This is a genomic window from Paenibacillus sp. LHD-38 (assembly GCF_031157315.1).
GTDB lineage: Bacteria > Bacillota > Bacilli > Paenibacillales > Paenibacillaceae > Pristimantibacillus.
The window spans coordinates 1-8,019 of record NZ_JAVIFU010000098.1; the positions used below are offsets into that span (position 1 = coordinate 1).

At 43.2% G+C, this 8,019-nt stretch carries 7 protein-coding genes and 1 pseudogene; 7 read left to right on the forward strand and 1 reads right to left on the reverse strand.

What is annotated here, in order from left to right:
- Positions 1–406 precede the first annotated feature (406 nt).
- The 5 genes from RCO25_RS33925 to RCO25_RS33945 all read left to right on the forward strand — a co-directional run bounded on the left by RCO25_RS33925 (position 407) and on the right by RCO25_RS33945 (position 5,161).
- The gene (locus tag RCO25_RS33925) at positions 407–1,435 is read left to right on the forward strand and encodes an aminoglycoside phosphotransferase family protein (RefSeq protein ID WP_309000458.1); all 1,029 of its coding nucleotides are present in this window, start codon (positions 407–409) and stop codon (positions 1,433–1,435) included.
- A 47-nt stretch (positions 1,436–1,482) separates the two neighbouring features.
- Complete coding sequence (locus tag RCO25_RS33930; RefSeq protein ID WP_309000459.1) at positions 1,483–1,875, forward strand: hypothetical protein; 393 nt, start codon at positions 1,483–1,485, stop codon at positions 1,873–1,875.
- A gap of 109 nt (positions 1,876–1,984) precedes the next feature.
- Complete coding sequence (locus RCO25_RS33935) at positions 1,985–3,268, forward strand: IS110 family RNA-guided transposase (RefSeq protein WP_309000460.1); 1,284 nt, start codon at positions 1,985–1,987, stop codon at positions 3,266–3,268.
- Positions 3,269–3,788: 520 nt separating this feature from the next.
- Complete coding sequence (locus RCO25_RS33940) at positions 3,789–4,259, forward strand: hypothetical protein (protein WP_309000461.1); 471 nt, start codon at positions 3,789–3,791, stop codon at positions 4,257–4,259.
- A gap of 443 nt (positions 4,260–4,702) precedes the next feature.
- Entirely contained in the window at positions 4,703–5,161 is a 459-nt protein-coding gene (locus tag RCO25_RS33945; RefSeq protein ID WP_309000462.1) for a C40 family peptidase, read from the forward strand.
- Between the two features lie 171 nt (positions 5,162–5,332).
- On the opposite strand, the pseudogene RCO25_RS33950 reads toward RCO25_RS33945, so the two are convergent.
- Positions 5,333–5,477: pseudogene (locus RCO25_RS33950) on the reverse strand (IS1595 family transposase); the annotation flags it as partial.
- 668 nt (positions 5,478–6,145) lie between these two features.
- Between RCO25_RS33950 and RCO25_RS33955 the strand changes: the two are divergent.
- Positions 6,146–6,820: an HAD family hydrolase gene (locus RCO25_RS33955; RefSeq protein ID WP_309000463.1), complete on the forward strand. Its 675-nt coding sequence runs from the start codon at positions 6,146–6,148 to the stop codon at positions 6,818–6,820.
- Positions 6,821–7,168: 348 nt separating this feature from the next.
- Complete coding sequence (locus RCO25_RS33960) at positions 7,169–7,825, forward strand: hypothetical protein (protein WP_309000464.1); 657 nt, start codon at positions 7,169–7,171, stop codon at positions 7,823–7,825.
- Positions 7,826–8,019 lie beyond the last annotated feature (194 nt).

The window sequence follows — 8,019 nt, forward strand, 5'->3', positions numbered from 1 at the left end:
TTGGAAGAAGAAGTTTGGCTTAACCCGGAAAAAGCTATGCCTATTCTGGCTGAGCAAAAAACGCAAACGTAACTATCTTATTTTCATTAAATCGCGACAACTATCTTGACAAATACCGAGGGGGAGTGAATACATGACGAGCAGGCGCTACGGTGGCCTGTTCTTCTTATTAAGCTAACGGGCAGAATAGTTATAACTAAAGTCTTCCCAAAATTAGGGATTACATTTGATATAATCATCTAAGCAGCTGGTTTAACGGCTGTCGTCTTCTCAATAGATGGGTTTCTATGCCCCGCAGCATGATAACGAGTATATCCAGGATAATACGAGCTACCTCATCGACAAGAGAACTCGAAACAAAACTCTCGCCATGTGGAGTAAGCAAACGGAGAAAACGGAGGAATAAATGAATATTGAACTTGAAAAGCTGATTTACGCTTTAAACCAACGGTTCAAGACGGATATCATCTCTGCCGACTGCCAAACTATGCCGTTACAGGGCGGAACTGTGGGAAATGTGTACCTGGTAACGGGGATCGCCGAAAGCGTGGATGGCAAAAAATTGCCGTACCGTATAGTGCTGAAAATCCAGAATAAATGGGAGCGTTACGGCGATCCGGGCTCATGGCGTCGGGAATATGATCTCTATTCGTCTGACTTGGGAGCGACGTTCTCGCAAGCCCTCCGCTGGCCGACATGTTATCACGCCGAGCTCAATGCCGAAGAAAATGAATACCAGCTGTGGCTGGAATATATCGATGGCGTAACCGGTTTAGACTTGACCGGTGACATGTATGAAAAGGCCGCGCTGGAGTTAGGGCGCTTTCAAGGCAAGTTGTATGCGGAGCAGCCCGCCGTGCTGCAGAGCCTGACCAATCTGAGCCATGCGGATCTCATGAAAAATACGTACCTGCATTATCGGTCATGGCCGGTCGTCTACGATTATATACGCTCGGAGGATTGCGGATTCCCGCTGCACGTGCGGCAAATGCTCATCGACATCGATGAGCAAGCAGACGAGATATTCGCTCGTATCGAAAAATTGCCCCTCGTGCTATGCCACCGGGACTTCTGGGTAACCAACCTGATCTATGCTGAAGGGAATATCGCGCTCATCGACTGGGATACCAGCGGATGGGGATACCTGGGCGAGGATCTCGCAAGCCTGATCGCAGATGAACCGGATATCGATCACATGGTCGAATACTACCAGCGATGCGTCCCCGCGTATTACAAAGGCTTTTCGGAGTATGCACATGTAACCCGAATCGCCGATCATTGTGTCTATGAGATAATTCTTCTCGTATTCGGGTACAGGCTTGTAGGGGGGTATCTCCACACAGAGGCTGATGACGAGAAGACGAAGCATGTCCATACTCTCCAAAAAATCTATGAAATGAAGACCAACCCTGGATGGTCACATCTGGTTACATAGCCTGAACTAACGGGATACGATAGTTCAATGACTTGGAGGAGAAAACCTTGAGTTCAGATTATATTGAAGTAGGGCTTTCAAGTTGTATGGGACCCAAATTACGACAGGAGGTTGAAACACAGTTACTTCGGGACCTTCTTTATTACAGAAGTGATATTAATAATCTTTCTTTCGACTGGTCAGATAGTGTCATGGAGGGGCATTGCCTAAACTTTATGGATGGTCTAATACAAAATTTCTCTGGGGTAAGTCTCTATGACGATAATCAACTATTGGTTGCCGATGGGTGGATGGATTTTATTACTGATGAACAAAAAGAAATACTCTTCGTTTTCTGGGACCAGCTTGAATTATATGTAGATGGTGTAATAAAAACGGTTAGAGGCTTTGAAGGTATCCCCGAGCATATTACTCAGAAATTGAATGATTCATTACGCTAAACATTCCTGTAGGGCCTAAGAAATGGCCTTTGTCAAAAAAGGAGCGCCTCGGTATGATGGGTTTGTCGACGGGTTAATAACCCAACACCATCAAGGAGGCGCTCTTACTATGAAGTTTAAGCAATCAGCCGAACAAAATCAACGCATTGAAAGAATATCTACATCTCACCTTGTTGTGGGTATAGATATCGCGAAGGAAACTCATGTAGCACAAGCAACCAATTTTCGCGGCATCATACTTAGTAAGCGACATCTATCATTCTCAAATACAATTGAAGGATTCGAAAAATTAGAACGATGGATAGATGGATTACAACAGAAACACCGTTTAAAAGGGCTCATAATTGGTATGGAGCCGACAGGACACTACGGGTATAACCTGGTGAATTGGCTTGCCGACAAGGGCAAGAGCGTTGTCATGGTGAATCCGGCCACCACCAAACGAAACAAGGAGAACCGCGATAATTCTCCCTCTAAGAGTGATCCGAAGGATGCGCTTGTCATTGCGGACGTGGTCAGCCGAGGCTACTACTATGAATACTCGCGACAGGCTATCGTTTTTCAAAGGTTGAAAACGATTATGAGTGATCGGGAATTTTGGGTGGCGAATAGTGTACGGCTGCAGAACCGGATCATTCGCTGGCTAGACATTCGCTTCCCTGAGTATTTCTCAGTGTTTGAAGACTGGACCTGCAAACGGTCCTTAGCTACTCTGAAAGAATTCCCTTCTCCGCAGGATCTAGCGTCTCTATCCGTATCAGAAGTGATCACAGGATGGAGAGAACATATGAAGCGAGCCGGTGGCTCCACGGGCATGCAGAAAGCTGCGCAGCTCATCGCTCAAGCTAAGCGAAGTGTAGGCGAAACAACTGCCCTCGATGAAGCAAAGCAGGATTTGGGGCGGCTATTTCAAGAGTTCGAACGGATTGTTGAGATACTAGAAAGAATAGAAAAGGATATACAAGTGTTGCTCAGCGAAATTCCTATGGCCAATCAGCTTCGATCTATCGGCCTAGGCACGATCTGCATTGCAGCCATTCTATCAGGTGCTGGTGACCTCAGACAGTATGCCCATGGACGTCAATTATTGCGTAAGGCAGGCTTAAACCTAGCCGAAAGCACCTCGGGGAAGCGCAAGGGACAGATCGTGCTTTCTAAAAGAGGTGATGCTATGCTGCGAAAATATCTGTATCTGGCTATGCTCCAACTCGTAGGAAATAACCCTATATTCCGACGGCTGCATAAGGATAATGTTCAAGTCAAGCAAATAAAGAAGCACCAATCGGTATTTAAACTGATTGGGAAATTGGCACGAATCATCATCGGCATTGTTAGTCGGGTGGGAACTTTTTCTCCTGAAAAAGCTGTCCCTACCTGCATTCAAGCTGCCTAAGACGGATTAAACGATCACGTATATTGACTCATTCGCGGGATTTCACAAAGAAAGCACGGAGGACCGAGTTCGTACCCGATAAGGGCTCAGACCCGTCAGCTAAACGCAATCGGTCTCCACGCCTTGGCCAGGTGTAACGAAGGAATGTAAGGGCATAGACCCGTAGAGCTATGGGATGGTGAACCCCAAGGAAATTGTGGAGTATGCGTGCAGAAGAATAGTACTTGGAGAAATGTCCCACACGCTTCTTCTGTTCCCGCATGCCCAAGACCAGAGCAACGGTGCCTAATGAGCTTGCTTTCTGAACAACAGTTATATTCCATGGCGACGAAATCCTGCGAATGAGTGAGTATATGTGAGATAAACCCTTAAAACCGAAGGACGGGTAACGATAGTTGAACGGAAAATGGAGCAGTTTGCCACGGCAGCTGCTCCATTTATTATTAAGCTAACGGGCAGGATAGCGTAATGATTTTCCTCATTTAGGGAAAACTATCCCCAAAAAACAATGAGGTGAAAAATGAAGAAAACGTTGTACTCGATTTTAATTATCTGCTTTTTGATTAGTTCTTCCTCTGTTTTTGCTGATTCAACTCCATCTAATGCACCTCTAAGTGAAAATGATATGCGTGCATTTAGATTAACTTCAAATGAAATCCAATCTGCGCATGTAAAATGGGGTCCGGGGCTTCAATGGACACTCACAAGAAATGAGATTGAATCACTAATCAAGATATTACGAACAGCAAGAAAGGAAGATATAAAACCGTATTACGGTCCAATGCCAAAAGGGGGACCATTTTCAGTAACTTTAACGACGAAACAAAATGAGAAATTTTCTTTCATGGTTGGTGTAGGTGGGAAGGGATATATTCTATGTCCCAGAGGTAAGGTATTTCTGCCGACATTTCAATACTTTATGGAACCATTTAAAATACGCAGAGTCAATGAAATGGATATGCGTAGGGCAGTTGAAGGAATATTTAATTGATGAAACAAAAGACAATTTTCGGTTAAGGAAGGCAGCCTGTTGAACTAACGGGTACGATAGTTAAATACCAAAAGAGCTGCCGCAGTGCTCGTAGCAAAAAACAATAATTTTAACTGATCCCAAATGATATTATTGGATATTTTGACACTAAAGTTTGGAAATGAAGGCGATATGTAACACGGATTGCAAGTAATTTCTGGAATATCCCTATGGACTTCCGGTAGTGTTCAGCTTTAATTTAGTCAGTGTTTTCAAGGTGTTCGGTCGTTTGAGGCTACATTTACTAAAATTGATTTGGTAAATTCTATGGGGTTTAGCCTCATTTCCATCTATGTTACCATTGGTTAGGCACCACGGGAGTTATCCTTCAGCTGAGATACTTAGGATTTCACCGCACAGTATCAAAGCTATGCAAATACATTACAGACAAGGAGTGAAAACGAATGTTCAAAAAGCTAGTTAGTACAACCACATCGCTGCTGGTCGGATCGCTGCTGGTCGGAACATTGACGTTCGCAGCTACCGGTCAAGAGATCGCAAGCCGAGCCGATAATTACCTTGGAGACTTCAAGTACGATTTTGGTGCTGAGCCGTGGAATACCGGTTACAGGTACGCTGATTGCTCTTCTTTCACCAAGCTGGTATTTATGCGTGAAGGTGAATATTTGCCTCGTACAAGCCGTGATCAGGCCAAAAGGGGCTACTACGTAGCCAAGCGCAATCTAGTAAAAGGTGATCTTGTATTTTTCGACACAAATAATGATGGTAGAATCAACCACGTAGGGATCTATATGGGGAATGGCCGTTTCATTCATAGTTCCCCGATAAATAAGGTTGGATTCAGTAACCTGACCTATGGATATTGGAAAGATCATTATGCTACTGCACGCCGTGTAAGATAAGAAAAGGGACGCATTCTGTGCGTCCTTTTTCTAATCAGGTATTGATTTCAAGAGCTCTTCTATAACAGTGGTGTACACAACTTCATTCGCCAAAGTCGTAATCTCCTTTTCAAACAAACCTGCCCGTTCAGCATGAAAAAGCCGTTCGTCGAAGATTATTGTTTGTCTCATTTACAGTAAATAGACACGAAGCGACCAACATATTTTTCTTATTCGACGTTGTGTTCTCATATTCCTTGCTGTCTAGATAACGGAACCAAGCCAAATAATGTTGCAGATACTTCGTTGCAACGCCGTTAAAGCGGTCAATCCAGCGCAACGTTACCGTTGCCCGTAATCCCAATCTACTTTCGTTATGTCACTGTCTAAAGAATAATTATCGAATGTTTAGCGGAGAAGAATGAATATAAGATATTATGAACGCAATGTTATCCTCCAATCTTATTATTAAGCACATTGAAGAAATGTATGCAGAGGAAATCCACTAGCCGCTATTCCTCAATTGTTTCTCCAGAACGATATGCTCTCTCCGATTCGCGCTTACTAGCTTAGTTCCGCTGAAAAAACAATCAGCATAAATGAATTCTTTATGTATGAGGAATGGGACGGCTGTGTTTTGATCAGCAGTTTTGCAAGTGATCTTCCCAGCAGTTTCGATAAAACAACTTACTCCGATCATATTGATTGCGAAGCGTCAGTAAACCATTTGCACTTACAGAAGCTGTAGCTCGTTTTTATCAGCTAAGACCGAATGAAGCCGTGTGGGTGGATGAAGAAAACGACCTCGAAAATTATAAGCATGAAGCAATACTTCTTCTAAAGGTGCAACCTTAGCATTGAGCTAACGGGCAACGATAGCTCAATAAACATCAAAACGAGGCTGCTGGCATTAAATCGCAGTCTCGTTGAGCTAACGGGCAGGATAGTTTAAATGACAAGAGAATATATCTAGTGAGATTGAATGCTTTTGAGAGGAGTGAAAAAATGCCACCTAAGGCAATTCTTTTTGACCTGGATGAGACTTTGACGGATAGAAACAAATCGCTCATGAGGTATAGTATTGAGTTTTTACAAATCTTTAAAAGTTATTTTACGGATGTATCTTCTGAAGATCTCTATCAGTTATTGAAAAGTGCAGACGGAAATGGTTATCGATTGAGAGATGACGTTTTTGCCCAACTCGTTGTGGAGCTTCCTTGGGCACATAAGCCGCTTGAAACTTTTCAAATTAGTGAGCATTGGGCATCAAGATTTCCCTTTTGTAGTGTTGCAACAACAGGGTTGTATGAAGTTTTAGATACCCTAAAATCTAGTGGAATTATACTCGGGATTATTACAAACGGTGGCACTTTCTCGCAGAACAACAAAATTGATGCTTTAGGTATTCGTGATTATTTAGATACGGTTATTATTTCTGAAACAGTTAAAGTGAAGAAACCCGATAGCGATATATTTGCTATTGCACTTAAAAAAATAAATGTCTGTGCTTCTGAAACATGGTATATAGGGGATCATCCAGCTAATGATGTTATTGGAGCATATACTGCTGGATTAACCCCTGTCTGGATACGTGGCATTCATCCGTGGCTTGAAGGACATGATGAACCGTTATACCAAATAGATTCAATTAAACAGGTTTTATCGTTATTACCATCCTGAACCATGTGTCCTAATCATTGAGCTAACGGGTAACGATAGTTCAATAACATCGTGGAGGCTGCTGGCAATGGATCTGGCAACATTCTTTGCACTAACGGAATAGCAAAACAAAAAAACAGGCCGAACGCAGGCAAGGATTCGGGCAACAAAAAGGACTAATCATCCGTCTGAATTGCAAAGAACACGATAGGAGTTGCTTTCATGAAACTTTCACTTTTGAGGCTAATACTTCTTAGTTTACTGGCACTGTCACTCACGGGCTGCGGTACACAGCTTGAAAAGAGCAGTAACGGTAAGAATACCCCTTCTAATTCAAGTGGCTCTGGGAGTAACTCAGGAGCAAGAGAAGTGGACCTTAATATAGTAGGCACTGGTACGATCAATCCGATGATGGCTCCCGGCGAGGTTCGTAGTTTCCTTGAAGAGAATCATATCGCAAATGGCGATATGTATTTGAAAGAAGGTAAAGTTTATATCAAAATTGTAGGGTTGAACGATGAAACAAGCCGCTTGCTTGCGGATCAATATAAGGTCGGCACTTATAAAACAGTCAATGTCACACATTCGATTCAGGAATTGGAAGCTGCACAGCAGAAGCTGACAGATCATGATCTTTACAGCAAACTAAATTTGTACGGCTCCTCGCTCGATGTAATAAAGAACAGAATCATCATTACGATGCCTGATACAAGAAAGGCTCAGGCTAAGCCTGAAATTGAAAAGCTCGTAAACCCCGACTTGCTAGACTATGACATTCAAAAAGCGAGCGAAAAAACAGAATATAACGGAACTATAGTAAAGATCGACTCTCTAAATCATCGGGTTCTTATATTGGTAGATGGGGAAAAGGAGCCGAGTATCTATTTCAGCTTTAACGAGAAGTCGGAAATGTTTAATACAATCGGTTCACCAATAACCTTTGATGATCTTGAAGAACAGCAGAAGGTGCGCTTATGGGCAGCTGGAGATATTGCAACATCCATGCCAGCTTACGCGATGTCCTGAAGACTGGAACTCGTCCTCCAGAAAGAGTAGTTTTGTGACACAGGCTGCCGGCAAATTGGCATCCTTGATGAGCTAAACATTCCTGTAGGGCCTAAGAAATGGCCTTTGTCAAAAAAGGAGCGCCTCGGTATGATGGGTTTGTCGACGGGTTAATAACCCAACACCATCAAGGAGGCGCTCTTACTATGAAGTTT

Coding starts and splice junctions, on each gene's coding strand:
- RCO25_RS33940 (WP_309000461.1), top strand. CDS start 3,789: ATGAAGAAAACGTTGTACTCGATTTTAATTATCTGCTTTTTGATTAGT.
- RCO25_RS33945 (WP_309000462.1), top strand. CDS start 4,703: ATGTTCAAAAAGCTAGTTAGTACAACCACATCGCTGCTGGTCGGATCG.
- RCO25_RS33935 (WP_309000460.1), top strand. CDS start 1,985: ATGAAGTTTAAGCAATCAGCCGAACAAAATCAACGCATTGAAAGAATA.
- RCO25_RS33955 (WP_309000463.1), top strand. CDS start 6,146: ATGCCACCTAAGGCAATTCTTTTTGACCTGGATGAGACTTTGACGGAT.
- RCO25_RS33925 (WP_309000458.1), top strand. CDS start 407: ATGAATATTGAACTTGAAAAGCTGATTTACGCTTTAAACCAACGGTTC.